The organism is Corynebacterium sp. HMSC076G08, from assembly GCF_001811515.1.
In the GTDB taxonomy this organism is placed as follows: domain Bacteria; phylum Actinomycetota; class Actinomycetes; order Mycobacteriales; family Mycobacteriaceae; genus Corynebacterium; species Corynebacterium hiratae.
On sequence record NZ_KV805016.1, the window covers coordinates 46728 to 69235 of the forward strand.

Genomic DNA, 22508 nt, shown 5'->3' on the forward strand with positions numbered 1-22508 from the left:
TTAGGAAGTGGTGTGGACGTGGTCTATTCGGAATCCATGATGAAGCCGGCGTCGAGGACGCCCACCAGGTTGGTGATGCGCTCCTCCGGGGTGCGGCCCAATCCGGACGGGGTGATGGTGTTGGTCAGCGAGATGCCGTCGAGTGCATCCTTGTAGTCCAGCTTGCCTACCGACAGCATGGAGGCAACCATGCCGTGGCTATCCGCGCCGTTCTCCGGGTTTGCGCCCGGCGCGAACGGGGTACCTGCCTGGTGGCCGGACGGGAAGGAACCAGTTGCCTTGCCGTAGACAACGTTGGAGGTAATGGTCAGCACCGACTGGGTGGGGATGGCGTTGCGGTACATCGGGATGGCCTTAATCTTCTCCATCACGGTGTGAACGATGGTGGCGGCGATGTCATCGGCGCGGTCGTCATCGTTGCCGTAGAAGGGGAAGTCACCTTCCGTCTTGTAGTCCACGATGAGGCCGGTTTCATCGCGCACCGGGTAGACCTTGGCGTACTTGATGGCGGAAAGCGAATCAGCCACGATGGACAGGCCGGCGATACCGCAGCCCATGGAGCGCACGATATCGGAATCATGCAGCGCCATCTCGATGGCCTCGTAGGCGTACTTGTCGTGGCAGTAGTGGATGATGTTGAGGGCCTCAACGTAGGTGCCCACAACCCAATCCAGCATCTCCTCGTACTTCTGCCAGACCTCGTCGAAGTCGAGCGGTCCATCGCCCTGGATTGCTTCGTAGCCGTCCACGACCTGCTTGCCGCTGACCTCGTCGCGGCCGCCGTTGATGGCGTAGAGCAGGGCCTTGGCGGCGTTCACGCGGGCGCCGAAGAACTGCATTTGCTTGCCGACGGCCATCGGGGACACGCAGCACGCAATTGCGGCGTCGTCGCCCCACTGCTCACGAATCTGCTTATCGGACTCGTACTGGATCGAGGAGGTCTCAATCGAGATGTGGGCGCAGAATTCCTTGTAGCCCGCCGGCAGCTGCGGATCCCAGAAGATGGTGATGTTCGGCTCCGGCGACGGGCCCAGGTTGATCAGCGTCTGCAGCAGACGGAAAGAAGTCTTGGTCACCATGTGGCGGCCATCGTCGCCAAAGCCGGCATCGGACCAGGTTGCCCAGTACGGGTCACCGGAGAAGATCTGGTCATAGTCCTCGGTGCGCAGGAAGCGGACGATGCGCAGCTTGAGCACCAGCTGGTCGATGATCTCCTGGGCGTCTTCCTCGGTGATGATGCCCGCGTTCAGGTCACGCTCGAAGTAGCAATCGAAGAATGCGGAGAGGCGGCCGATGGACATGGCGGCGCCGTCCTGGGACTTGATGGAGGCAAGGTATCCAAAGTAGGTCCACTGCACTGCCTCGTGGGCGGTCTTCGCGGGCTTCGAGATATCGAAGCCATAGGACTCAGCCATGACCTTGAGCTTCTTCAGAGCCTTGATCTGCTCGGCGTGCTCCTCGCGGTAGCGTGCCCAGTGCTCGGAGAAGCCGAGGTCCCCCACCGCATGCTTGGATGCTTCCTTCTCAGCAATGAGGAAGTCCACGCCGTAGAGGGCCACGCGGCGGTAGTCGCCGATGATGCGGCCGCGGCCATAGGCATCCGGCAGGCCGGTGATGATGTGGGAGGAACGCGCTGCGCGGATGCGCGGGGTGTAGATATCGAAGACTGCATCGTTGTGGGTCTTGCGGTAGCGCGTGAAGATCTTCTCGATCTCCGGGTCGGTTTCCTTACCGGCTTCCTTGATGGCCTGCTTGACCATGCGCCAACCACCATTGGGCATCATGGCGCGCTTGAGCGGCGTATCCGTCTGCAGGCCAACGATGACGTCATCGTCCTCGGAGATGTACCCAGCCGGGAAGGCGTCGATATCGCTTGGGGTGTGGGTGTCTACGTCGAAGATGCGCTTTTGGCGCTCGACGGACAGGTAATTCTTCTCCAAATGATCCCACACGCGCTGCGTCTTCTCGGTGGGCCCAGCGAGGAAGGAGGAGTCCCCGTCATAAGGGGTGTAGTTGCGCTGGATAAAATCACGAACGTCAATGTTTTCAGTCCACGGGCCGGGCTCAAAGCCCTTCCATGCCTCGAACTGCACAGACTGTTCCGTTGCGGTGGTCACTATTTTGACTCCCTTCATAGTTCGCACGACGCGTAACACTTAGTCGCAGAAGGGCTGTGGGTGACTTCGGCTCACGGGCAATTCGGTCAACGCGTATCGTCACCGAACCCCTCTCTGTAGCCAATAGTAGGGGTACGGACGCATAACCTCATATCGGCAAATGCGGGCCCCATGCCACCGAACGGGCTGGTTTTAGCACCACACTGGTCAGCTCTCTCATAGGTAACGACCGTACGGTTAGATGCGGGGGTAAATCACCCCCTGACGTGGCCTTTCCCACACCTTCCAGGCAAGTTCTTGGTGCCTGTCCGCGCCGCGCTCTATTGTTATGCGCAGTATCCTCGTCTCGCCCTTCAGCAAGGAGCTCTTTGCGTGTCTGACACCGCCGCTACCGCTAGCCCTGCCACCACCCCAACCCATCCCGTTGATGTTGTCCCGCCAGCGCCCAAGCTGGCAGCGCTCGGACTTCAGCACGTTCTCGCTTTCTACGCGGGCGCGGTCATCGTGCCGCTGCTCATCGCTGGTTCCTTGGGCCTCGATGAGGCCACCACGATTCACCTCATCAACGCTGACCTGTTGACCTGTGGTCTGGCGACGTTGATCCAAGCGGTGGGCGTCGGCAAGCACATCGGCGTCCGGCTGCCCATCATCCAGGGCGTAACCACCACGGCGGTCAGCCCCATCATAGCCATCGGCATGAGCGCTGGTGACCAGCCACTGCCCACGATCTATGGTGCGATTATTGCTGCCGGTATCTTTACCTTCTTCGCCGCGCCGGTCTTTGGACGCGTGCTCAAGTACTTCCCGCCGATTGTCACCGGCACCGTGCTTCTGGTCATGGGTACGTCGCTGCTGGCGGTCTCAGCAAATGACTTTGTCAATTACGCTGACGGGGTCCCGGCCGCGCGCGATCTGCTCTATGGTTTCGGCACGCTGGCCATCATCATTGTTGTGCAGCGTTTCTTCCGCGGCTTCCTGGGCACGCTGTCTGTGTTGCTTGGTTTGGTCATCGGTACTGGCGTGGCCTTCGTGCTGGGCGATACGTCCTTTGACGGCGTGCGTGAGGCTGATGCCATCGGCATGACGACGCCCTTCTACTTCGGTATGCCGAAGTTCGACATCATGGCGATTCTCTCCCTCATCATCGTCATGATCATCACCATGGTGGAAACCACCGGCGATGTCTTCGCTACCGGTGAGATTGTGAAGAAGCGCATCAAACGCGATGACGTTGTGCGCGCCATTCGCGCCGACGGTCTCTCCACCACCCTTGGTGGCGTGATGAACTCCTTCCCCTATACCTGCTTTGCGCAGAACGTCGGCCTCGTCCGCCTCACCGGTGTGAAGTCCCGCTGGGTCGCGGTGTCAGCAGCGGGCTTCATGATCATCCTGGGGCTGCTACCCAAGGCTGCAGCCATCGTGGCAGCTATCCCCTCCCCGGTGCTCGGCGGCGCCTCCCTCGCTCTGTTCGCCAACGTCGCCTGGGCCGGCCTGCAGACCATCGCGAAGGAAGACATCACCGACGGCCGCAACGCCGCCATCGTTACCACCGCGTTGGGGCTGGCCATGCTCGTCACCTTCAAGCCGGACGTAGCGACCGCCTTCCCGGAGTGGGCGCAGATCTTCGTCTCCTCCGGAATGTCCATCGGCGCTATCACCGCAATCCTGCTCAACTTGCTCTTCTTCCACCTCGGCTCGCAGTCCGGCGATGATGTCAGCCGCCTCGACGGCGCCGGTGTCTCGCTCAAGGAGCTCAACGAGATGGACCGCGATAGCTTCGTCAGCGCTCTGCGCCCGCTCTTCAACAACGAAACCTGGCCGCTCGAAGCCGCCTGGGAACTGCGCCCCTTCCAGGACGTCAGCCAGTTGCGCGAGGCAATCCAGGTCACGGTGCTCACCGCTCCGAGCGACCAGCGCCGCGCACTGATCCACGACTACCCGGCGATGGATGAGCTGCTGCTGGCCGATTCCGACACGGCCGCCACCATCTCCGCCGACCGCGGTTCCCTGGCCCTGGATGACCTCGACGATATTCAAACGCAGCAGCTTATCGACGTCTCACAGGCCTATCGCGAGCGCTTCGACATGCCGTTCGTGGCATACCTGGACACCAATGACTCGGCCGATCGCGTCATCGATGCGGGCGTGCGCCGCTTGTCCAACTCGGATGAGCTGGAGCAGCGCGTGGTCTTGAGCGAAATCATCGAGATTGCCAATGACCGCTTCGATATCCTCCTTGCGGACGCTAACCCGGTGCGAGCTTACTGGGACCGCAAGTTCACGGAGGTGGAATGAACATAGTTCATTCCACGTACGGGGGACACTCGACGTAGAAAAAGGATCATTCCACGCAAAAGGTCACTCGACGTGAGGACTAGCTGAACTCCATGGTGACCTGGGCCTCGGGGTCAACGCCACGGATGATGCCCTCATAGAAATTGCGAGCTTGATCCTGCAGGAGCTCGCGGTTGTCGTCGATGTCCTCGCGCTTCTTATCGGCGCTGAGGACATCCGACACTGTAGATGCGGCGTCGATCGGCTGGGTGGTCCAGCTGAGCACGCCGTTGTTTTCCACAGCGGTCTTAAACTCTTCATCGGAATGCCCAATGAAGATGAAGTCCGGGATGTGGACAGTGTAGGCATGCTCGCCGGTCTCAGTGACGCGAACGTCCTTGCCTTCGATACCGAGCTTGGCTTTATAGGAATACTGCACAAATTGTGTTCGGCTAGTCCACGGAACCTTCACGCCTAAGACCTGACCCACGGAAGATTTCTCCGCCAGCCCCTGGATACCCAGGCTGAGCAAGACCACCTGCTCTTCGCGCTGGACAGCCTTAACGACCTGCGTGTTGGTTGACTGCACCGGCGCGGTATAAACCTCGTGCGGCTGGCGCACGGCGTAGACACCAAGCGCAGCGCAGGCCAGCGACAACAGCACCACGAGGGCGATGAGGGTGGTGCTTAGTTTGCGAGGAGACATAAAGCCCGTCCTTTGTGTGATTCAGAAAAAGATGCCTTCCAGACTAGCCCTTCGATCTGAACCCAGCCCCACACACAATGCTTTTACCTTGCTCTGATGAGGGCCTGCTGATCCACGAAGGCGCCAAAGGCCATCAACAAGGTGTCAAGCTCCGTGCGCAAGTGGCGGTGCATAACCACCGCCCCAGAACGCCGAAGCCGTTCTTCGGCAACCCCGTTGACGTCGCCTAGCACCAGCACCACGTGGCCGGGGAGGACGCCATCGAATTCTGTGGCGTCGAGAACCACACCATCGCACGCGCGTGCTTCCTCTTCCGTACTGATCCACCGAACACGCACTCCGTGTGGTGCGTAGCGTGCCACATCCGCAGCCAAACGCTCGCTCATTAAAAGCCCGAGAGTTACTGTCATACGCATTTCAATCACCTGTCCTGAAGCCTTGTGACAAGGGCTTTTACCTTGCCTAGCCACAGAATAAAGATTGAAACGTTCACTGTATATGGTCGTTTCAGTTCTATATGATCAGGGCCATGGACAAGGAAGAACGTCAGCGCAGAATCATCTGGGCGGTTGACTCGGGGAGCAAAACGGTCAACCAACTACAAGAACTCACTGGGGCCTCCGCGATTACCATCCGCCGAGATCTCACCGAGCTGGAAGAAGCTGGGGCACTCACGCGCTTTCATGGCGGCGCTCGCCCCGCTGTGCGACGGGGTGCCCGCTATCCCCTAGAGGTTCGCCGGAAAGAGGACCCCGCTGGCAAACGCGCTATTGCCGCAGAGGCGGCACGACTAGTCGAGCCCGGCTCCTGTGTTCTCATCGACTCGGGTACAACCCCCACAGCGGTCGCCCGCAACCTCGCCGGAATGGACATCACGGCCCTGGCGATGTCTCTGTACGCGGGCGCAGCATTAGCCAAGACGCCGGGCAGCGACGTCCTAATTCCAGGCGGAACCGTCAATAGCGACGATCTTGCGGTGTACGGGGCAGAAGCGGTTGACACAGTCATGTCCATGCGCTTCGACTTAGCAATCGTGGGTGTCTGCGCGTGCACTCCGTCGGTGGGCCTTATGTCCCCGAACCTTACCGAGGCCACCATCAAACGGGCCTACTTTAAAGCGGCCCGACGTGTCATCGTTGTCACCACACCAGAGAAGTTCACCCGCATGTCGGCCCACCGAGTGGCCACCTTTGACCAGGTCGACACGGTCATCACAACAACTGACCTATCCCCGGACATAGCCCAGGACGTGGTCGATTTTGGCGCCAACCTCACGATGGTGCCGGTAGAAGACTCTTAAAGCTGGAACTGCTCAACAACTTCAGTGCGGCGCTTGTGCTCCATCCAGAAGGAAAGGAACGGAACAACACCGGCGAGCGCCGTGGTAAAGAGCTTGCCTACCGGCCACATTGCACGCGGACCGAGGACCAGGATGGATACGAGGTAGACCATGTAGGCCACGCCGTGCGCTTGGGCGATGAGCGTAGCCCACGATGGCATCTCCATGCCCACGCCGTATTGCAGGATCATGCGCGCGACAAGAATGAGAAGGAAAATACCGGTAATCGTGGCGGCAATGGAAAAGAACTTCAGCGGGCCACGGATACGCGCCTGGCGGTCAGGATGGACAGCGTTGTTCACTGGGTTGCTCATAAATTCTCCTCTTCGGTGCCGCGACGGCGGCGCTGCTTGTTCATAGCGTTGAAGGTTTCCACATCAATCTGCGGACGGGGCGGTAGGAAATCTTCGTCGATTTTAGTCTCGGTGTGCTCCTTGGCCGCGCGCACGTCCTCTGCCTCATATTGGGCTGGCTCTTCTCCCCGCTGGAGGGCTTCGTTCTCGGCATCGATTCGCTCATTCTCGTAGCGCATGGCGGTGCGGTAAGCGTAAACAACAAATACCGCGAACAGCGGCCATTGGAAGGCGTATCCCAAGTTCTGGAAGGTTCCCGAACCGGAGCGGAACCGCGTCCATTGCCAGTAAGCAAGGAACAAAAAGAGCACGACGAAGAGCACGATGAGGACGATGTGCCACCATCGAACCTTCATCCGCTTTTTCGGTGCTGGGTTGGTGCTCACTCTGAACAGCCTACCCACCACGCCCGGAAAAGTGGATTTCCGTCTATAGCCTGCCGCCCTGTAGGCTAGTGACCGTTGCGCAGAGCAAAGAGCGCTCCGCAGCAACGAAACCAGCGCCCGTGGCGGAATTGGCAGACGCGCTAGATTTAGGTTCTAGTGTCTTATGACGTGTGAGTTCAAGTCTCACCGGGCGCACATAGTCTGACCCCGCACGGTTTCCGTGTGGGGTCTTGTCGCCACAGCGCTCGGCGAGCCCACATGGTTCTCTTCAGGCGGTTCCCCTCATCGGGTTCTTTTGGGGGGCAAAGAAACCACCTAAAGCACTGCAGAAGGTTCGTTTGGGGGCAGGCGAACCATATGAGTAGAACCATGTGCGGAGGGACCAAAGCCACAGGACCATCTGCGAGGCAGCTTCTGCATTTCCCCAGGTGGTCTTCGCAGAATGTACGCAGGCGGTCCTTTCGAGTTTGGTCCCCCATCAACCAGCCCAGCTAGCGGACGCCGAGGCTTGCGGTGATGGCTCGGCGGATGCTGGGGCTCGTGGTGATGGCGGGCGGAGGCTTAGGCTTGGCCGGCAAGCGCCGCTAAGGGTTCGCGCAGTTGTGCAAGCGCGCGGCCGCGGTGCGAGACAGCGTTCTTCTCCTCCGGGGACATCTCCGCGGCGGAGCGGGATTCACCTTCGGGTTGGAAGAGCGGATCGTAGCCAAAGCCATTCTCGCCCTGCGGGGCGGTGAGCAAGGAGCCTGGCCAGCGGCCCTCCACCACGTGTTCCTGCCCATCCGGGGTCACCAGTGCGCAGACCGACACGAAGGCGGCCGCGCGGCGCTCGGCGGGCACGTGTGACATCTGCCCCAGCAGCAGGCGGTTATTGGCTTCATCGTCGCCGTGGCCGCCCGACCACCGGGCAGAGAGCACGCCCGGCATGCCGTTGAGTTCTTCCACCGCGAGGCCAGAATCATCCGCGATCGTTGCCAACCCGGTGTGCTGCACCCCGGCGCGCGCCTTAATCAACGCGTTGTCAGCAAAGGTGCGGCCATCCTCCACAGGCTCCGGGTAGGCCTCCACTGCGGACAGCGGGAGCAGCTCGATGCCTGCGATGCCGGCATCAGCGAGAATCTTCTCCAGCTCCTTGAGCTTCTTGGCATTATTCGAAGCGACGAGGAGCTTTACCATCCGAGGGCCGCCTTTTGAGCGTCGATAAGCTGGGTGCAGCCGGCTTGGGCCACGTCCAACATGTCATTGAGCTCCGCGCGGCCGAACAGGCCGTGCTCACCGGTACCCTGAATCTCGACGAAGTCTCCGCCCTCCTGCATCACCACGTTGAGATCAACCTCCGCGCGAGAGTCCTCCTCATAGGGCAGGTCGAGGCACACGTGACCATCGATGATGCCAACGGAGACAGCAGCGATCGGATCCAGCAGCGGCTCGCCCGGGACGACGCCCTCCTCCTTGAGGTAGGCAATCGCATCAGCCAGCGCCACATACGCGCCGGTAATCGACGCCGTGCGGGTACCGCCGTCGGCCTGCAGCACGTCGCAATCCAGCTGGATGGTATTCTCCCCCAGCTCGGACAGGTCCACGGCGGCGCGCAGGCTGCGGCCCACCAGGCGGGAGATCTCGTGGGTACGTCCCTTGACCTTGCCCTTCATCGACTCGCGCGGCATGCGGTCGTGGGTGGCCGCAGGCAACATGGCGTACTCGGCGGTCAACCAGCCCTCGCCGGAGTCCTTCTTGAAGCGCGGCACCCCGAATTCCACGGAAGCCGTGCACATGACTCGGGTATTGCCGAACTCCACCAGCACCGACCCAGCCGGGTTGGTGGTGAAATTGCGGGTAATGCGAACGCTACGGAGTTGGTCGAGCGCGCGACCATCAGCACGAGTGAAATCAGTCATGCCCACTACCCTACCGCGCGTGCTAAAAGTCAAGCTCCATCCCGGCGGCGCCGACGACGATCTCTCCGTCGAACTCGCGGGCAGCGGCGGCATATGTTGCGGCGACATCGCCCCACGGCTGTAGGTGAATGAGCACCAGTTTCTTTACCCCTGCTTCGCGCGCCAGACGCCCGGCTTCTGCCCCCGACATGTGCATGTCCGGGGCCTTGTCTTCCGAGGTCTCGCCCCATGCGGCCTCACAGAGGAAAACATCCACGCCCTGGGCAGCCTCAACGAGCGCGGGCGTATAGGCCGAATCCGCGGAATAGCACAGGGTGGCGCTGGTCTTGGTGTGCTCCACCCGCAAGGCATATGTCTCTACTGGGTGAACTGTGCGGAAGGGGGTGATATAGACATCGTCGACAAGCTGGCGTTCCCGATCCACCCACGGGCTGAACGCAAACGTATCGCTCATATCATCCACCCCGTCCGGAGTATCCGAGGACAGCCGGCCCAGGTGGGTCTCAGTCGTCGACGGCCCGAGGCAGAAATTGCGGGAGGCCGCGGGTGCTGTGGGGTGGAAGCGGCGCCACACCATCAAAGACGGAAAATCCAGGCAGTGATCGGCATGGAGATGAGTTAACGCCACGTGTGCATCGCACGGATCCTGGAGTTCCTGCAGGCGTGCAAGCGTACCCGGGCCCAAATCCATGATGATGGACGGAGCAGAGGGGAAAGACAAGAGATAGCCAGAGGCCGGATTACCCACAGTGGGCACCGAGCCGGAACAGCCTAGGATGGTCAGCTTCATGCGTTCAATAGTTCCACGAAACAATGGGGGATGCGGGATTTGGGTCGATTGTACATCCTCACCCGCTCTAAATCTTGGGCCCCAGGAAGCGCGCGGCTAAACGCTCGAAGGTGGCGTGGTCGCCAGTGGACTCGAAACTACGTGTGGGTACCTGCCCTACTGGGGCCAGCATGTCCGTGTTGGTGAGGATGCGCAGGACATCCTTCGCAGTCTCCTCCGCCGAGGACACCAAGGTGACGTTATCCCCAATAGCAAGCTGGATGACGCCCGTGAGCAGCGGGTAGTGTGTGCAGCCAAGAACGAGCGTGTCGACGCCCGCCGACTGCAGCGGCGCGAGGTAGCCCTCGGCCACACCAAGAATCTGACGCCCGGCGGTAATGCCGCGCTCAATGAAACTCACGAAGTCCGGGCACGCCACGGCCGTGCACTCAACATTCGGGTTGACGGCGAACAAATCCTGGTAGGCCCCGGAGTTAATGGTTCCCTTCGTACCAATCACGCCGATCTTGCCGTTGCGGGAGGTGGCGATGGCGCGGCGCACGGCCGGGCGGATGACCTCCACGACCGGAATGGCATAGCGCTCGCGGGCATCGTGTAGGAAAGCGGCCGTGGCGGTGTTGCAGGCGATCACCAGCATCTTGCAGCCGCGCTCCACCAACTCGTCGGCGATGGCGGTGGACAGCTCCCTCACCTCGGCGATGGGCCGCGGGCCATAGGGGGTATGGGCGGTATCGCCGATGTAGATGATGGATTCGTCGGCAAGTTGCTCGATGATCGTGCGAGCGACGGTCAGGCCGCCCACACCCGAATCAAAAATCCCGATCGGAGAGGTTGCGTCAGGCATTAACGCATCGCTCCCCGAGGCGTGGGCTTGACCTTCTTAATCGGGTCATCTGAGGTGATCACCATTCCCGCGACGATGCCACCAATGGCGCCGAAGAGGTGGCCCTGCCAGCTGACTCCTTCATAGATAGGCAACACGCCCCAGATAAGACCGGAATAGGCAAAGCCCAGCCCCACGCCGACGAGAAATTGGCCCAGGGAACGGTTGAAGATTCCCCGGACGATAAGGTAAGCCAACCAGCCGTACACCATGCCCGAGGCACCGATATGCGAGGTCCCCGGCCCGCCCAGCAGCCACGTGCCCACGCCGGCGATGAGCACCACGATGATGGTGACCTCCCACCATGCCTTGCGGCCCGACAAGCCAATCAGGAAACAAAAGATCGCACCAGGCAACGAGTTTCCGATGAGGTGCTCAAAGTTCGCGTGGAGTAGCGGAGCGGTGAAAATCCCCCAGATGCCATTAAAATCCAGTGGGCGTATGCCGTATTGACCCAGCTCGCTGCCAAAAAACAGGAAGTTGATGATGTGGATAACCCACTCAACGACTAGGAAGCCCACCGTTAAAGACGCTGCCGTCTTCAGGCGTCCAGCCCGAGTGTAATTCTTCGAATCCCCCGTGTTGAGAACAGTCTGCTGCCCCGCCCCGGGGGCTGCCGGGCGGGGCCGGAAGGGGTTGGGCCCATGCGAATGCTGCTGGCCAAAAGGTCCACTCGTCGTCATAATGACTCCAACTTTAGCAAGCGCGCAGCGAGGAATACGCCTCCAAACCCAGCCCCGGGGTGGCGCTCACCACAGCCTCGACGATGGCTGCCTCCACTGCGTCGGCAGCGGCGGCGCTTAACGACGCCAACTCCGCAGCGCCGATCCCCTGCTCCGCAGGTTGTGTTCCGGAGGCGGCGGCAAAAAGCGTATCTCCATCCAGTGGAGAATGCGCCGGGCGAACCGCCCGGGCAATGCCGTCGTGGCCCGCTAAAGCAAGACGTTTTACTTGGGCCTTGGTTAACGGGGCGTCGGTCAACACCGCGCCAATGGTGGTGTTTAGTTGAGAAGCCTCTGCGAAAGATTCAGCCAGGCTGCGGGCCGCGGCAAACCGCTTAGCGTCCACGGCCGGCGCGTCCGGTGCGCCAAACAAACGCCCAGTCTCAGCATCAATCACCTGCCCCACCGGGTTGGCTACAACAACCGCGGCGACGGTGAACGGGGAGACATCGATAAGCACGGTCCCCACCCCACCTCTGATCTTGCCTGCGCAGGCGCCGGTGCCTGCGCCCACGCTGCCGCTCGTAGCGTCGTGCCCTGCCAACGCGGCGCGTAGAGCCGCCTGACCATCTGCCGCCGTGGGGCGCTGTGGGCCAGCGAGCAGATCAAAAATGACCGCGCCTGGCACGATGGGTACGCGGGGGCCGGGGCTCTCCTCCCCAAAGACGGGGAAACCAATTCCCGCTTCCTCAAGCCCGCGCATGACACCATCCGCTGCTGCCAGCCCAAAGGCCGAACCGCCTGCAAGGACAAGAGCATGAACGCGCTCAACCGTGTTGTGCGGCTCCAGCAGATCCGTCTCGCGGGTGCCGGGGCCTCCGCCGCGCACATCGACGCCAGCCACGGCACCTTGTTCACCGCAGTAAACGACGGTGACGCCGGTGTCCTCACGCGTGACGTGACCGACAGAAAAGCCCATGTCGGGGAGAGTCTGCACGGTGCTAATCCATGATGACGTCGAGCAGCGAATCCTGGCAGAACGCCAGCCATTCCACGAGCGTATCGCGGTCCGCTCCAGGGGTATCCTCCGGCACGTCCCCGGCGGCGATGAAGAGGCGCAGGTCATTGAGCCCTGCGAGGAAGGCATGTGCTTCTTCCTCGCTGATAGCCACCTCTACCCCGCCGGTGGGCCCCAGCGCGGTGTTAATCACTTGGAGGTTTTCCAGCTTGGCGCGCGCGATGTCATTTTCGTGCAGCGAACGCAGCAGTGAATTATCGCCGTCGAACTCTTCATCCCCTGCCTTCTTGAAGTCGGGGAAAAGGCGGGCCAGCGATGGATCCTCCGGTGCTTCGGTGTGGCCGGTGGGCATGTCGAGCATGTCCGCCAGCTCATCCTTGGGGGCCGATTGTGCGCGGGCAATGATGGCCTCGGAGACGGTTGCGGTGAGATCACCTAAAACTTCGCGCTCCATGGGCTCGAAAACAGTCGTGTATTTCGCGCCACGCATGAAGGACTTTTTCTTTTTCCAAGCCTGCATACTCTTATCCTGCCTGCTGCATCGTGGCCCACAGGCCGGCGACTTGCAGTTTCTTCACATCGGCTTCGACTTTGTCACGCTCACCTGAGGAGACTGCCGCCTTACCTTCGGTATGGACTTGCATCATCAGCTCGTTGGCGCGCTTTTTGTCATAACCTAAAACGGTCTGGAACACGTAGGAGACGTAGCTCATCAGGTTGACTGGATCATCCCAGACAATGCACATCCACGGCAGGTTTTCGCTCGTGGCGACGTCGACGTCAATCGCCTCATCCAGCTCCGGGGTGGCCATGGGTGAACTCATCACCACGCCCGCGGACGTTTCGTTGTGCGCTTTCATGCCCTCTACACTAGCTAAAATTCTCCGCGTCGCGAGCAGTTATACTGTCAGCGACCCTTAACCTGATTATCGTTTCCAGGTGGCATCAATGAATTCTTTCTCCCTTCCCCCAGCCGTTGTTGACATTCTCACGGGACGCCAACCGGCGAAGGAGGATGTCGTCCTCCTCCTGCAACGAGTGCTGACCGTGCTCGTTCTCGGCGGCACGCTCGTGGCTGCCGTATTGAGCCTGACCAACCCGTCGAACGACGGCAGCTCGACGGATGCGGAACCCCCAATGTCGGAGGCGTGCGACTACGAGCTTCCCGACGTTTCCGTCCAACGTCAGCTCAACACCATCCAAGAGGAGCTGATAGGTGCGCTCAACACCTGGCGTAAGGAAGACGGCCAAGCCCCACTGGTGCCCTGGATCGACCGCCAAACCGCAGCCCGCGAAAAGGCAGAGTGCAACGCGGTGACCAAGACGCAGGAGCCATCGGAAGAAAATGTGCAGATGGTTCAGCACCACCTGCCCGTGGACAAGGCCAGCGCATATGAATTCGTCGAGGCCTTCCGGGCCTCCCCCGACCACGTGGCCGCCCTGCGGGATCGCCGGATGACCACCGCGGCCGTTGGCGTGGCTTATAACGACGGCGAGGTGTACGTCGTCATTCAGCTTGAGGAATAGAACAGCTGATTTTTTAGGACGCCCTGAGTAGCATCTTCGATGTGACTACTACCTCAGATAACGTCCGGGATGCCGGAAACGACCCTGCAGATCGTTCCACGGCCCTTCTTACCGATAAGTACGAGCTGACCATGCTGCAAGCGGCGCTGCGCGATGGCTCTGCGCACCGCCAGGTAGCCTGCGAAGTTTTTGCCCGCCGCCTTCCCAACGAACGGCGCTACGGCGTTGTTGCCGGCACCGAGCGCGTTCTCCGCGCTGTCCGGGACTTCCGTTTCACCGCCCAGCAACTGGCGGAGATGGACTTCCTGGATGCTCCAACACAGGAGTACCTGGCCAATTACCGTTTCTCCGGGCAGATCGATGGCTACCGGGAAGGCGAGCTGTACTTCCCCAACTCGCCACTGCTGACCGTGCGCGGCACCTTCGGTGAGTGTCTCATCCTGGAAACCGTGATCCTCTCCATCATGAATTCCGATTCCGCAGTGGCCTCCGCGGCCTCCCGTATGGTGGTTGCCGCGGACGGCCGTCCCATCATTGAGATGGGCTCGCGCCGCACGCACGAATACGCTGCGGTGACTGCTGCCCGCGCCGCCTATCTGGCAGGCTTCCAGGCCACCTCCAACTTGGAGGCCGGCTACCGCTATGACATTCCGGTCTCCGGCACCGCGGCGCACGCGTGGACGCTGGCACACGTCAACGAGGACGGCACCCCGAACGAGGAGGCCGCCTTCCGCGGGCAGATCGAAACTCTCGGCGTGGATACAACCCTGTTGGTGGATACCTATGACATCACCAAGGGCGTGGAAACCGCCGTCAAGGTGGCCGGACCCGAGCTGGGCGGCGTGCGGATCGATTCCGGCGATTTGGCCGCGGTCACCCGCCGTGTGCGCAAGCAGCTCGATGATTTGGGCAACCACAACACCAAGATCGTGGTCTCCTCCGACCTGGATGAGTTCGCCATCGCCGGTCTGCGCGGCGATCCCGTCGACGTCTACGGCGTGGGCACCTCGGTGGTCACCGGCTCGGGCGCCCCGACTGCTGGGATGGTCTACAAGGTCGTCGAGGTCGATGGCCATCCAGTGGCCAAGCGTTCCTCCTCGAAGAAGTCGCAGGGCGGGTCAAAGCGCGCCCTGCGCACCTACCGCTCCTCCGGGGTGGCCGTCGAGGAGCTCGTGCTCCCCTTCTCCTCCGAGAACCCAGAGACCGGGACGCTGCGCACCCGCGAGATGACGGTGCCGCTGATGCGCGACGGCGAGATCCTCGACAACCTGCCTACCCTCGAGGAATCCCGCGAGTACCTGGCCCAGGCCATCACCACCCTGCCGTGGGAGGGCCTCGCACTCACCCGCGATGAGCCCGCGGTTCCCACCCGCTTTATCGGCTTCGACGCTTAGGAAGTACGCGCGGGAAGACCGACTACACTGGCACCAATGCAGGACACAACGGTTGACCTCCTTGACGCCGCAGTCTCCGCCCTCGGTGGCTCGCGGCGCCCCGGCCAGGTGCGCATGGCGACGGCCGTGACCACTGCGTTGGAGAAAGAGCGCCACCTCGCCGTGCAGGCAGGAACAGGCACAGGTAAGTCCTTGGCCTACCTTGTGCCTGCCTTCCGCCACGCACAGGAAACCGGTCACACCGTCATCGTCTCCACCGCCACGCTGGCGCTCCAACGCCAGCTGGTGGAGCGGGACCTTCCACGTCTGGCCGAGGCCCTCGAGCCGCACCTAGAAAAGAAGCCGACCTTCGCCATCATGAAGGGCCGCTCCAACTACGTCTGCCTCAACAAAGTCTCCCGCGCCGCTGAGCTTGAGGACGAGGACGCCTTGCTCGACGAAGACGCTGTTTCCCACCTCGGCCGCCACGTCCAGCGCGTCTACGAGTGGGCGGAAGACACCGAGACTGGTGACCGCGAGGACTTGGAACCGGGCGTGCCAGACTTAGCGTGGCGGCAGGTATCCGTCACCTCGAACGAGTGCCTCGGTGCCACGCGCTGCCCGCACGGCGAAGACTGCTTCGCGGAGCTCGCACGGCGCCGCGCGGCCGACGTCGATATCGTCGTCACCAACCACGCCCTGCTCGCCATCGACGCGGTGGCGGATATCAATATCCTGCCCGAACACGACGTCGTTATCATCGACGAGGCCCACGAGCTGGACGGCCGCATCACCTCGGTCTCCACCGCCGAGATCACCGGGCGCGCGCTCAAGATGGCGGCCAGCCGCGCCAAGTCCCTCGGTGCCAACGGCAAAGACCAACGGCTGAGCGAGCAAGCCAACGAGCTGAGCCAACTGCTCGCAGGGTTCGCACCGGGCCGCTGGACCGACCTTCCAGAGGAGGCCAAGCAGCAACTCATGGGCCTCGCGGATACCCTGGCCGATTGCCGCGAGACCATTGCCCGCACCCCCGAGGGCGAACAGGCCCAAGATCCGGAAAAATTCGCCGAGCGCCAGAACCTGGCCAACCACCTCGCCGGCCTCGTCGAGGCCATCGCCCGCATCCTCGACGTCTTCGCCACCGGTGACCCCGCAGCACACGCCGACGTGGTGTGGCTGGAGCGCGATGAGCGCACGCTGAACGACACCCTGGCCGTCGCCCCGCTCTCTATCGCCGGCATGTTGCACGAAAAGCTTTTCGGCGAACAGACCGTCGTGCTGACCTCCGCCACGCTGGCCCTAGGCGGGCGCTTCGATGCCATGGCTGCGCAGTGGGGCCTGCCGAAAGGCACGTGGGACAGCCTCGACGTGGGCTATCCCTTTGACCCCGCGCGCAGCGGCATCCTCTATACCGCAGCACACCTGCCGCAGCCGGGCCGCGATGGGCTGAGTCCCCAAACCCTCCAAGAGATCCGCGAGCTCATCATGGCCGCCGGCGGACGCACGCTCGGGCTCTTCTCCTCGCGGCGGGCCGCGCAGCAGGCAGCCGAAGAACTCAAGCCCACCATCCCCTTCGACATCTACCTCCAGGGCGAGGATTCCATCGGTGCGCTCGTGGACAAGTTTACGAAGAACGAAAACTCCTGCCTCTTCGGCACGCTCACGCTCTGGCAGGGCGTCGACGTGCCGGGACCCTCCTGTTCCCTGGTCCTCATCGATCGCATCCCCTTCCCCCGCCCGGATAACCCACTCATGCAAGCCCGAACCGAGGCTGCAAAGGCGGCAGGGCGCAATGGATTCATGGAGGTTTCCGCGACACACGCGGCGCTGCTCATGGCCCAAGGCGCGGGCCGCCTGCTGCGCTCCACTGCGGACCGCGGAGTCGTCGCCGTGCTCGATAGCCGCCTAGAGACCAAGCGTTATGGCTCTTACCTGCGGGCCTCCATGCCGCAGATGTGGCCGACGAGCGACCCGCAGGTCGTGCGCGGGGCGCTCAAGCGCCTGGTCGAGGCCCGCTAGGGGCGAGGCAGCGCGCAGACCGTGGCTGAGTCCGGGGCGACCTCGGTGAAACCTGCGTCATGCACCACCACCGCATCGGGGCGCGCGCACGCCGCGGCAAAATCCGCTGGGGCAATCTCGCGCACGGACAGCGCGAAATCCTGCGCCGCCCAACCTTCTACTTCCTCAACGCTCATCGCCGCGGCCAGCAACATCGAGCCGTGTCCCACCTGCGCGGCGGCCTTTCCGGCGCTCATGGTGAGGGAGGCGTCGATGTAGATCACGGGGGCGTCGGCAAGCGCGGGGCCCGGGGCATCCTGGGGGAGATCGGTATGGCCGATCTGCAGCTTGGCGACGAGCGGATGCACGTCCTGTACCGCCGAAGGAACGAACACTCGCGCGCGGTCAGCAACCGTGACCCCAGGCAGAGCCTGGACATCGCGCCAGGCCTTGTTGCGGGCGCGGCGCGCCACCTTGCGGATGCGGTGCCCATACCACTGCCCCAAGGCCTCGGCGAAGGCCCCATCTTGCCCGGCCCGATCGTCGAGGCAGAGCTTGACGACGCCCCTCGCCGCCGCTTCCAGCACCTCCGTGCGCGCCGGCGGGTCCTGCTTGGGCAGGTTGAGCGCTATCTGCATCGCCTGGATGGTCTCGGGCTTATCGGGATCCTCGGGATCATCGCGCCAGTTGCGCTCACTGCACGCATCCACGAGGCGCCGATGGGCCTCGCGGAGGTTATTCACTAGCGACTTCCTCCATGGGGATGCCGAGAATCTGCAGGATTTCGTCCATGTAGGGGTGGTTAACAGAGGCATCTGCCACCTCGCGCAGGGCGGGCTTGGCGTTGAAGGCAATGCCCAGGCCGGCAGCGGAAATCATGTCGATATCGTTGGCACCATCGCCCACAGCAACGGTCTGCCGCATGCTCAGGCCCGAATCCGCAGCGAACTCTCGCAGGAACATCTCCTTGGCCTTGCGGTCCACCACGTCCCCGATGACCCGGCCGGTGAGCTTGCCGTCCTCGATTTCCAGGGTGTTGGCGCGCACGTAGTCAAGGTCGAGCTCTTTAGCTAGATCCTCGAGGACCTGAATGAAGCCGCCAGACACCACCGCAACCCGGTAACCCATGCGCTTGAGCGTGCGGATGGTGGTGCGCACGCCTGGGGTCAGACGAATATCGTTGGCGGTTTCCTTAATGACCGATTCCGGCAACCCGGCCAGGGTGGCGACGCGCTCGCGAAGAGACTCTTCGAAGTCCAGCTCACCGCGCATTGCGCGCTCCGTGACGGCGGCAACCTCTGCCTCCTTGCCAGCGTGAGCGGCCAGCATCTCGATGACCTCGCCGGTAATGAGAGTGGAGTCGCAGTCAAAGCAAATGAGGCGCTTCGAGCGGCGTTGCAGGCCGGAGCGTTCGATGGCGATGTCCACGCCCTGCTCCGTGGCCAAGCGGGCCAACATGGCGCGAACAGGGTCAGAAGAGCCATCGATCGTGATGTAGAGCTCCAGGCCGTTGAGCGGATAGGTGGACAGGCCGCGGATGCGGTCGATGTTGACATCGAGATTGGCCAGCTCTTTGGCGATGGCCGACATGTGGCTTGCGTTGACTTGACGGCCCAGCACCACGACGACGTGTGTCGAGCGCGGGCGGGAGGTGGCTTCCTCCTCCCGGGGCTCCACGGTGATGGACTGCGCATAGATGCTCAACGTGTTGCGCAGCCCCTGCTCCATGGCCTCCAGACGCGAGGCGCTGACACGGATGTACGCGGAGAGGGAGATGCGGCCGGAGAAGATGGCCTGTTCGGCGTCGACAAGCTCGACGTTATGGGAGCTAAGAACGCGGAAGAAGGCGGCAGACACGCCTGGTTTATCGGGACCTGAGGCGGTGACAACGGCGAAAACTTGTTCACTTTGATTATCCACGGGCCTCATTATCGCACACCGCGATCCTGGAATCTTCACCAACGGCAAACGCCGCCACCCCATCGCTGTGATGGGGTGGCGGCGTTTTCAGGAGTACTCAGCTAGTGAGTGCTTAGTGCCCGACGTGTGCTTCCTCGCGCATGCGCTTGACCATGTGCGGGTAGTGCAGCTCGAAGGCCGGGCGCTCAGAACGGATGCGCGGCAGGGACACGAAGTTGTGGCGCGGCGGCGGGCAGGAGGTAGCCCACTCGAGGGAGTTGCCGTAGCCCCACGGATCGTCCACAGTGACGATCTCGCCGTAGCGCCAGGACTTGAAGACGTTCCATACCAGCGGAATAACCGAGGCGCCGAGAACGAAGGAGAAGATGGTGGAAATCTGGTTGAAGACCGTGAAGCCATCAGACTCCAGGTAGTCGGCGTAACGACGCGGCATACCCATGTTGCCCACCCAGTGCTGAACCAGGAAGGTGCCGTGGAAGCCGATGAAGGTCAGCCAGAAGTGGATCTTGCCCAGACGCTCATCCAACATGCGGCCGGTCATCTTCGGGAACCAGAAGTACAGACCACCGAAGGCGGAGAAGACCACGGTACCGAACAGGGTGTAGTGGAAGTGAGCGATAAGGAAGTAGGACTCTGCGAGGTGGAAGTCCAGCGCCGGGGAGGCCAGCATAATACCGGTCATACCACCGAAGAGGAAGGTGGTCAGGAAGCCCATGGCGAAGATCATCGGGGTATCCCAGGTGATGTGGCCCTTCCACATGGTGCCGACCCAGTTGAAGAACTTCACGCCGGTCGGAACCGCAATCAGGAAGGTCATAAAGGAGAAGAACGGCAGCAGGATGGCGCCAGTCACGAACATGTGGTGTGCCCACACAGCCATGGACAGAGCACCAATGGCCAGCAGAGCGAAGACGAGGCCGATGTAGCCGAAGACCGGCTTACGGGAGAAGACCGGGACAATCTCAGAGATAATGCCGAAGAACGGCAGTGCGAGGACGTAGACCTCTGGGTGGCCGAAGAACCAGAAGAGGTGCTGCCACAGGATGGCGCCGCCGTTGGCAGAGTCATAGATGTGGCCGCCCAGCTTGCGGTCATACAGAACACCCAGAGCCGCAGCAGTCAGCAGCGGGAAGATCATCAGCACGATGATGGAAGCGGTAAAGATAGCCCAGGTGAAAACCGGCAGACGGAACATGGTCATGCCCGGCGCACGCAGGGTGAGAATCGTGGTGATCATGTTGATGGCGGAAGCAATGGTACCGACACCGGTAGCACCCACACCAACGATCCACATGTCCGCGCCGATGCCCGGGGTGTGGACGGAATCAGCCAGCGGCATGTACATGGTCCAGCCGAAGTCAGCAGCGCCGCCCGGGGTCAAGAAGCCCGCGAGCATAACAATGCCGCCGGTCAGGGTAATCCAGAAGCCGAAGGCGTTCAGACGCGGGAAGGCCACATCCGGTGCGCCAATCTGCAGGGGCATAACGTAGTTACCGAATGCCCACACCACTGGTGTAGCAAACAGCAGCAGCATGACAGTGCCGTGCATGGTGAACAGCTGGTTGAACTGCTCGTTGGACAGGAACTGCAGTCCTGGGGTGAAAAGCTCAGCGCGAAGCAGCAGAGCCATGAATCCACCGAGGAAGAAGAAGCTGAAGGACATGATCATGTACATGATGCCCAGCTGCTTGTGGTCGGTGGTGGTTAGCATCATCCAAGCCTTGGAACCGGTCTTTGCGTTACCAGTCGGCTCTGGACGTGTAGGCGCGACGTAATCGTCGAGCCGTGGCGCCACAGCGGTCATAAAATCCTCCTGAAGAACAAGTGCTTAACCACATCGGCATCACGCGTTTTCTCGCGCCACACGCTCAGTGGTCAAACACCTAGGTTTACTCGCATTATATTAGGCCACCTCAGGGCCGAATTTCCAGCGCTCTGTTATTTTCCGCCAACCTTGCTAACCCCGTTTGGAGCAGATAACGCCATGTACGTGGCCAACTGCCCACACCACGCCCTAGCATACGGTGATCTAGAACACAGTAACGCGGGGGTGTCGTCCCCCAAAACCCGAAAACGCACCCCCTGAAAGAATCAACCTTTCGGATGATCCCTGCCAGAAGGTGCGGTACGGCGACAGGTAAATGCGAGGAACTAGCTAGAAGTCCCAGTCATCATCGGTCGTTTCCTCCGCCTTACCAATGACATAGGAGGAGCCGGAGCCGGAGAAGAAGTCGTGGTTCTCGTCCGCGTTCGGGGACAGCGAGGACAGGATGGCCGGAGACACGCGGGTCTCATCAGCCGGGAACAGCCCCTCGAAGCCGAGGTTATTCAGTGCCTTGTTGGCGTTGTAGCGCAGGAAGCGCTTCACATCCTCGGTCCAGCCCAGCTCGTCATACAGATCCTCTGTGTAGTCGATCTCGTTCTCATAGAGGTCGTAGAGCAGGTCGAAGGCGTAGCCCTTCATCTCTTCCTGCTCCGGCCCCGACAGCTTCTTGTACCCCTGCTGGAACTTGTAGCCGATGTAATAGCCGTGGACGGCCTCATCACGGATGATCAGGCGAATGATATCAGCGGTGTTCGTCAGCTTCGCGCGCGAAGAGAAGTGCATTGGCAGGAAGAAACCAGAGTAGAAGAGGAAGGACTCCAACAGCGTGGAGGCGACCTTCTTCTTCAGCGGATTGTCACCCTGGTAATAGGACATAACAATCTTGGCCTTGCGCTGCAGGTTCTCATTTTCCTCAGACCAGCGGAAAGCATCGTTGATCATCGGGGTCGACGCTAGCGTCATGAAGATATTGGAGTAGGACTTCGCGTGCACCGACTCCATGAAGGCGATGTTGGTGTAGACGGCCTCTTCGTGGGGTGTGACGGCGTCGGGAAGCAGCGATACCGCACCCACGGTGCCCTGGATAGTGTCAAGCAATGTCAGGCCAGCGAAGACGCGCATGGTGGTCTCCTGTTCCTTCTCCGTGAGCGTCTTCCAGCTCTGGATGTCGTTGGACACCGGGACCTTCTCGGGGAGCCAGAAGTTGCCGGTTAGACGATCCCACACCTCAAGATCCTTCTCATCTGGAATGGTGTTCCAGTTGATTGCCTTCACCGGAGCCTCGTGGCTGGCGATGTAATCGTCGTACTCGTGAGACACGCACGTCACCTCGTCTTACTAGTAATTTGTGAGTCTGGTGCCATCGTACCCGGTAAAACTAGGGGCCAAAATTCCTGCGTGTTTTATACTTGAGCCCTACTCCCACGACCCCGAGTTTCGAT

At 61.5% G+C, this 22508-nt stretch carries 22 protein-coding genes and 1 tRNA gene; 6 read left to right on the plus strand and 17 right to left on the minus strand.

Features of this window, described 5'->3' with window-relative positions:
• Nucleotides 1–23: 23 nt before the first annotated feature.
• Entirely contained in the window at nt 24–2135 is a 2112-nt protein-coding gene (gene pflB, locus HMPREF2806_RS02900) for a formate C-acetyltransferase (protein WP_232745238.1), read from the minus strand.
• 354 nt (nt 2136–2489) lie between these two features.
• Between pflB and HMPREF2806_RS02905 the strand changes: the two genes are divergently transcribed.
• A complete protein-coding gene (locus HMPREF2806_RS02905; RefSeq protein WP_070509752.1) occupies nt 2490–4412 on the plus strand; it encodes a solute carrier family 23 protein in 1923 nt (640 codons plus the stop codon).
• 79 nt (nt 4413–4491) lie between these two features.
• Here HMPREF2806_RS02905 and HMPREF2806_RS02910 read toward each other — a convergent pair whose 3' ends face one another.
• Nucleotides 4492–5097, minus strand: a complete 606-nt coding sequence (locus HMPREF2806_RS02910) for a hypothetical protein (protein ID WP_046647363.1) — start codon at nt 5095–5097, stop codon at nt 4492–4494.
• 83 nt (nt 5098–5180) lie between these two features.
• Nucleotides 5181–5483 (minus strand): hypothetical protein, encoded by a 303-nt coding sequence (locus HMPREF2806_RS02915; RefSeq protein ID WP_230308861.1) that lies wholly within the window; start codon nt 5481–5483, stop codon nt 5181–5183.
• A gap of 143 nt (nt 5484–5626) precedes the next feature.
• Between HMPREF2806_RS02915 and HMPREF2806_RS02920 the strand changes: the two genes are divergently transcribed.
• Nucleotides 5627–6397: a DeoR/GlpR family DNA-binding transcription regulator gene (locus HMPREF2806_RS02920; protein ID WP_046647415.1), complete on the plus strand. Its 771-nt coding sequence runs from the start codon at nt 5627–5629 to the stop codon at nt 6395–6397.
• On the opposite strand, the gene HMPREF2806_RS02925 is transcribed toward HMPREF2806_RS02920, so the two are convergent.
• A complete protein-coding gene (locus HMPREF2806_RS02925) occupies nt 6394–6750 on the minus strand; it encodes a DUF3817 domain-containing protein (protein ID WP_046647365.1) in 357 nt (118 codons plus the stop codon). The two genes, HMPREF2806_RS02920 and HMPREF2806_RS02925, sit on opposite strands and share 4 nt — an antisense overlap.
• Entirely contained in the window at nt 6747–7145 is a 399-nt protein-coding gene (locus HMPREF2806_RS02930) for an SURF1 family protein (RefSeq protein WP_070509754.1), read from the minus strand. Before HMPREF2806_RS02930 ends, HMPREF2806_RS02925 begins: the two co-directional genes overlap by 4 nt.
• A gap of 143 nt (nt 7146–7288) precedes the next feature.
• Between HMPREF2806_RS02930 and HMPREF2806_RS02935 the strand changes: the two genes are divergently transcribed.
• Nucleotides 7289–7370 (plus strand) — tRNA-Leu (locus HMPREF2806_RS02935).
• Between the two features lie 366 nt (nt 7371–7736).
• Here the strand turns inward: HMPREF2806_RS02935 and rdgB are convergent.
• The 8 genes from rdgB to clpS form a co-directional block, all read right to left on the minus strand.
• Nucleotides 7737–8348, minus strand: coding sequence for an RdgB/HAM1 family non-canonical purine NTP pyrophosphatase (gene rdgB / locus HMPREF2806_RS02940; RefSeq protein WP_070516103.1), 612 nt, complete (start codon nt 8346–8348; stop codon nt 7737–7739).
• Nucleotides 8342–9070 (minus strand): ribonuclease PH, encoded by a 729-nt coding sequence (gene rph, locus HMPREF2806_RS02945; protein ID WP_070516105.1) that lies wholly within the window; start codon nt 9068–9070, stop codon nt 8342–8344. Before rph ends, rdgB begins: the two co-directional genes overlap by 7 nt.
• A 22-nt stretch (nt 9071–9092) precedes the next feature.
• Nucleotides 9093–9860 (minus strand): MBL fold metallo-hydrolase, encoded by a 768-nt coding sequence (locus HMPREF2806_RS02950; protein WP_070516107.1) that lies wholly within the window; start codon nt 9858–9860, stop codon nt 9093–9095.
• A 67-nt stretch (nt 9861–9927) separates the two neighbouring features.
• The gene (gene murI / locus HMPREF2806_RS02955; protein ID WP_070516109.1) at nt 9928–10704 is read right to left on the minus strand and encodes a glutamate racemase; all 777 of its coding nucleotides are present in this window, start codon (nt 10702–10704) and stop codon (nt 9928–9930) included.
• Nucleotides 10704–11426, minus strand: a complete 723-nt coding sequence (locus tag HMPREF2806_RS02960) for a rhomboid family intramembrane serine protease (protein WP_198531311.1) — start codon at nt 11424–11426, stop codon at nt 10704–10706. The genes murI and HMPREF2806_RS02960 overlap by 1 nt, the downstream gene beginning before the upstream one ends.
• 13 nt (nt 11427–11439) lie before the next feature.
• Nucleotides 11440–12384 (minus strand): P1 family peptidase, encoded by a 945-nt coding sequence (locus tag HMPREF2806_RS02965; protein ID WP_070516112.1) that lies wholly within the window; start codon nt 12382–12384, stop codon nt 11440–11442.
• Nucleotides 12385–12406: 22 nt separating this feature from the next.
• Nucleotides 12407–12943 carry a DUF2017 domain-containing protein gene (locus HMPREF2806_RS02970; protein WP_070516114.1) on the minus strand — a complete coding sequence of 179 codons (537 nt, stop codon included), beginning with the start codon at nt 12941–12943 and terminating at the stop codon, nt 12407–12409.
• 4 nt (nt 12944–12947) lie between these two features.
• Nucleotides 12948–13283, minus strand: coding sequence for an ATP-dependent Clp protease adapter ClpS (clpS, locus tag HMPREF2806_RS02975; RefSeq protein ID WP_049155733.1), 336 nt, complete (start codon nt 13281–13283; stop codon nt 12948–12950).
• An 88-nt stretch (nt 13284–13371) separates the two neighbouring features.
• Between clpS and HMPREF2806_RS02980 the strand changes: the two genes are divergently transcribed.
• Genes HMPREF2806_RS02980 through HMPREF2806_RS02990 form a run of 3 tightly spaced genes read left to right on the plus strand, consistent with a single transcriptional unit; the run spans nt 13372 to nt 17342 of the window.
• Nucleotides 13372–13950 carry a spore germination YkwD domain-containing protein gene (locus HMPREF2806_RS02980; RefSeq protein ID WP_049155731.1) on the plus strand — a complete coding sequence of 193 codons (579 nt, stop codon included), beginning with the start codon at nt 13372–13374 and terminating at the stop codon, nt 13948–13950.
• A 41-nt stretch (nt 13951–13991) separates the two neighbouring features.
• Complete coding sequence (locus HMPREF2806_RS02985) at nt 13992–15344, plus strand: nicotinate phosphoribosyltransferase (protein WP_080975094.1); 1353 nt, start codon at nt 13992–13994, stop codon at nt 15342–15344.
• 36 nt (nt 15345–15380) lie between these two features.
• A complete protein-coding gene (locus HMPREF2806_RS02990) occupies nt 15381–17342 on the plus strand; it encodes an ATP-dependent DNA helicase (protein ID WP_070509767.1) in 1962 nt (653 codons plus the stop codon).
• On the opposite strand, the gene HMPREF2806_RS02995 is transcribed toward HMPREF2806_RS02990, so the two are convergent.
• The 4 genes from HMPREF2806_RS02995 to nrdF form a co-directional block, all read right to left on the minus strand.
• Nucleotides 17339–18064, minus strand: coding sequence for a peptidyl-tRNA hydrolase (locus HMPREF2806_RS02995; protein WP_070509768.1), 726 nt, complete (start codon nt 18062–18064; stop codon nt 17339–17341). The genes HMPREF2806_RS02990 and HMPREF2806_RS02995 overlap by 4 nt on opposite strands.
• Nucleotides 18057–19250: a phosphoserine phosphatase SerB gene (gene serB / locus HMPREF2806_RS03000; RefSeq protein ID WP_070516116.1), complete on the minus strand. Its 1194-nt coding sequence runs from the start codon at nt 19248–19250 to the stop codon at nt 18057–18059. Before serB ends, HMPREF2806_RS02995 begins: the two co-directional genes overlap by 8 nt.
• Before the next feature lie 103 nt (nt 19251–19353).
• On the minus strand, nt 19354–21045 hold the full coding sequence (ctaD, locus tag HMPREF2806_RS03005; RefSeq protein ID WP_070509772.1) for an aa3-type cytochrome oxidase subunit I: 1692 nt from the start codon (nt 21043–21045) through the stop codon (nt 19354–19356).
• 351 nt (nt 21046–21396) lie between these two features.
• Entirely contained in the window at nt 21397–22386 is a 990-nt protein-coding gene (nrdF, locus tag HMPREF2806_RS03010; protein ID WP_046647383.1) for a class 1b ribonucleoside-diphosphate reductase subunit beta, read from the minus strand.
• Nucleotides 22387–22508 lie beyond the last annotated feature (122 nt).

Excerpts from the sequence above, each read along its gene's own strand:
- HMPREF2806_RS02990 (WP_070509767.1), top strand. The coding sequence starts at position 15,381 with ATGCAGGACACAACGGTTGACCTCCTTGACGCCGCAGTCTCCGCCCTC.
- HMPREF2806_RS02950 (WP_070516107.1), bottom strand. The coding sequence starts at position 9,860 with ATGAAGCTGACCATCCTAGGCTGTTCCGGCTCGGTGCCCACTGTGGGT.
- HMPREF2806_RS02965 (WP_070516112.1), bottom strand. The coding sequence starts at position 12,384 with ATGGGCTTTTCTGTCGGTCACGTCACGCGTGAGGACACCGGCGTCACC.
- rph (WP_070516105.1), bottom strand. The coding sequence starts at position 9,070 with ATGACTGATTTCACTCGTGCTGATGGTCGCGCGCTCGACCAACTCCGT.
- HMPREF2806_RS02970 (WP_070516114.1), bottom strand. The coding sequence starts at position 12,943 with ATGCAGGCTTGGAAAAAGAAAAAGTCCTTCATGCGTGGCGCGAAATAC.
- HMPREF2806_RS02925 (WP_046647365.1), bottom strand. The coding sequence starts at position 6,750 with ATGAGCAACCCAGTGAACAACGCTGTCCATCCTGACCGCCAGGCGCGT.
- ctaD (WP_070509772.1), bottom strand. The coding sequence starts at position 21,045 with ATGACCGCTGTGGCGCCACGGCTCGACGATTACGTCGCGCCTACACGT.
- serB (WP_070516116.1), bottom strand. The coding sequence starts at position 19,250 with ATGAGGCCCGTGGATAATCAAAGTGAACAAGTTTTCGCCGTTGTCACC.
- HMPREF2806_RS02960 (WP_198531311.1), bottom strand. The coding sequence starts at position 11,426 with ATGACGACGAGTGGACCTTTTGGCCAGCAGCATTCGCATGGGCCCAAC.
- rdgB (WP_070516103.1), bottom strand. The coding sequence starts at position 8,348 with ATGGTAAAGCTCCTCGTCGCTTCGAATAATGCCAAGAAGCTCAAGGAG.
- murI (WP_070516109.1), bottom strand. The coding sequence starts at position 10,704 with ATGCCTGACGCAACCTCTCCGATCGGGATTTTTGATTCGGGTGTGGGC.
- HMPREF2806_RS02980 (WP_049155731.1), top strand. The coding sequence starts at position 13,372 with ATGAATTCTTTCTCCCTTCCCCCAGCCGTTGTTGACATTCTCACGGGA.
- HMPREF2806_RS02930 (WP_070509754.1), bottom strand. The coding sequence starts at position 7,145 with ATGAAGGTTCGATGGTGGCACATCGTCCTCATCGTGCTCTTCGTCGTG.
- HMPREF2806_RS02915 (WP_230308861.1), bottom strand. The coding sequence starts at position 5,483 with ATGAGCGAGCGTTTGGCTGCGGATGTGGCACGCTACGCACCACACGGA.
- HMPREF2806_RS02920 (WP_046647415.1), top strand. The coding sequence starts at position 5,627 with ATGGACAAGGAAGAACGTCAGCGCAGAATCATCTGGGCGGTTGACTCG.
- clpS (WP_049155733.1), bottom strand. The coding sequence starts at position 13,283 with ATGAAAGCGCACAACGAAACGTCCGCGGGCGTGGTGATGAGTTCACCC.
- HMPREF2806_RS02910 (WP_046647363.1), bottom strand. The coding sequence starts at position 5,097 with ATGTCTCCTCGCAAACTAAGCACCACCCTCATCGCCCTCGTGGTGCTG.
- pflB (WP_232745238.1), bottom strand. The coding sequence starts at position 2,135 with ATGAAGGGAGTCAAAATAGTGACCACCGCAACGGAACAGTCTGTGCAG.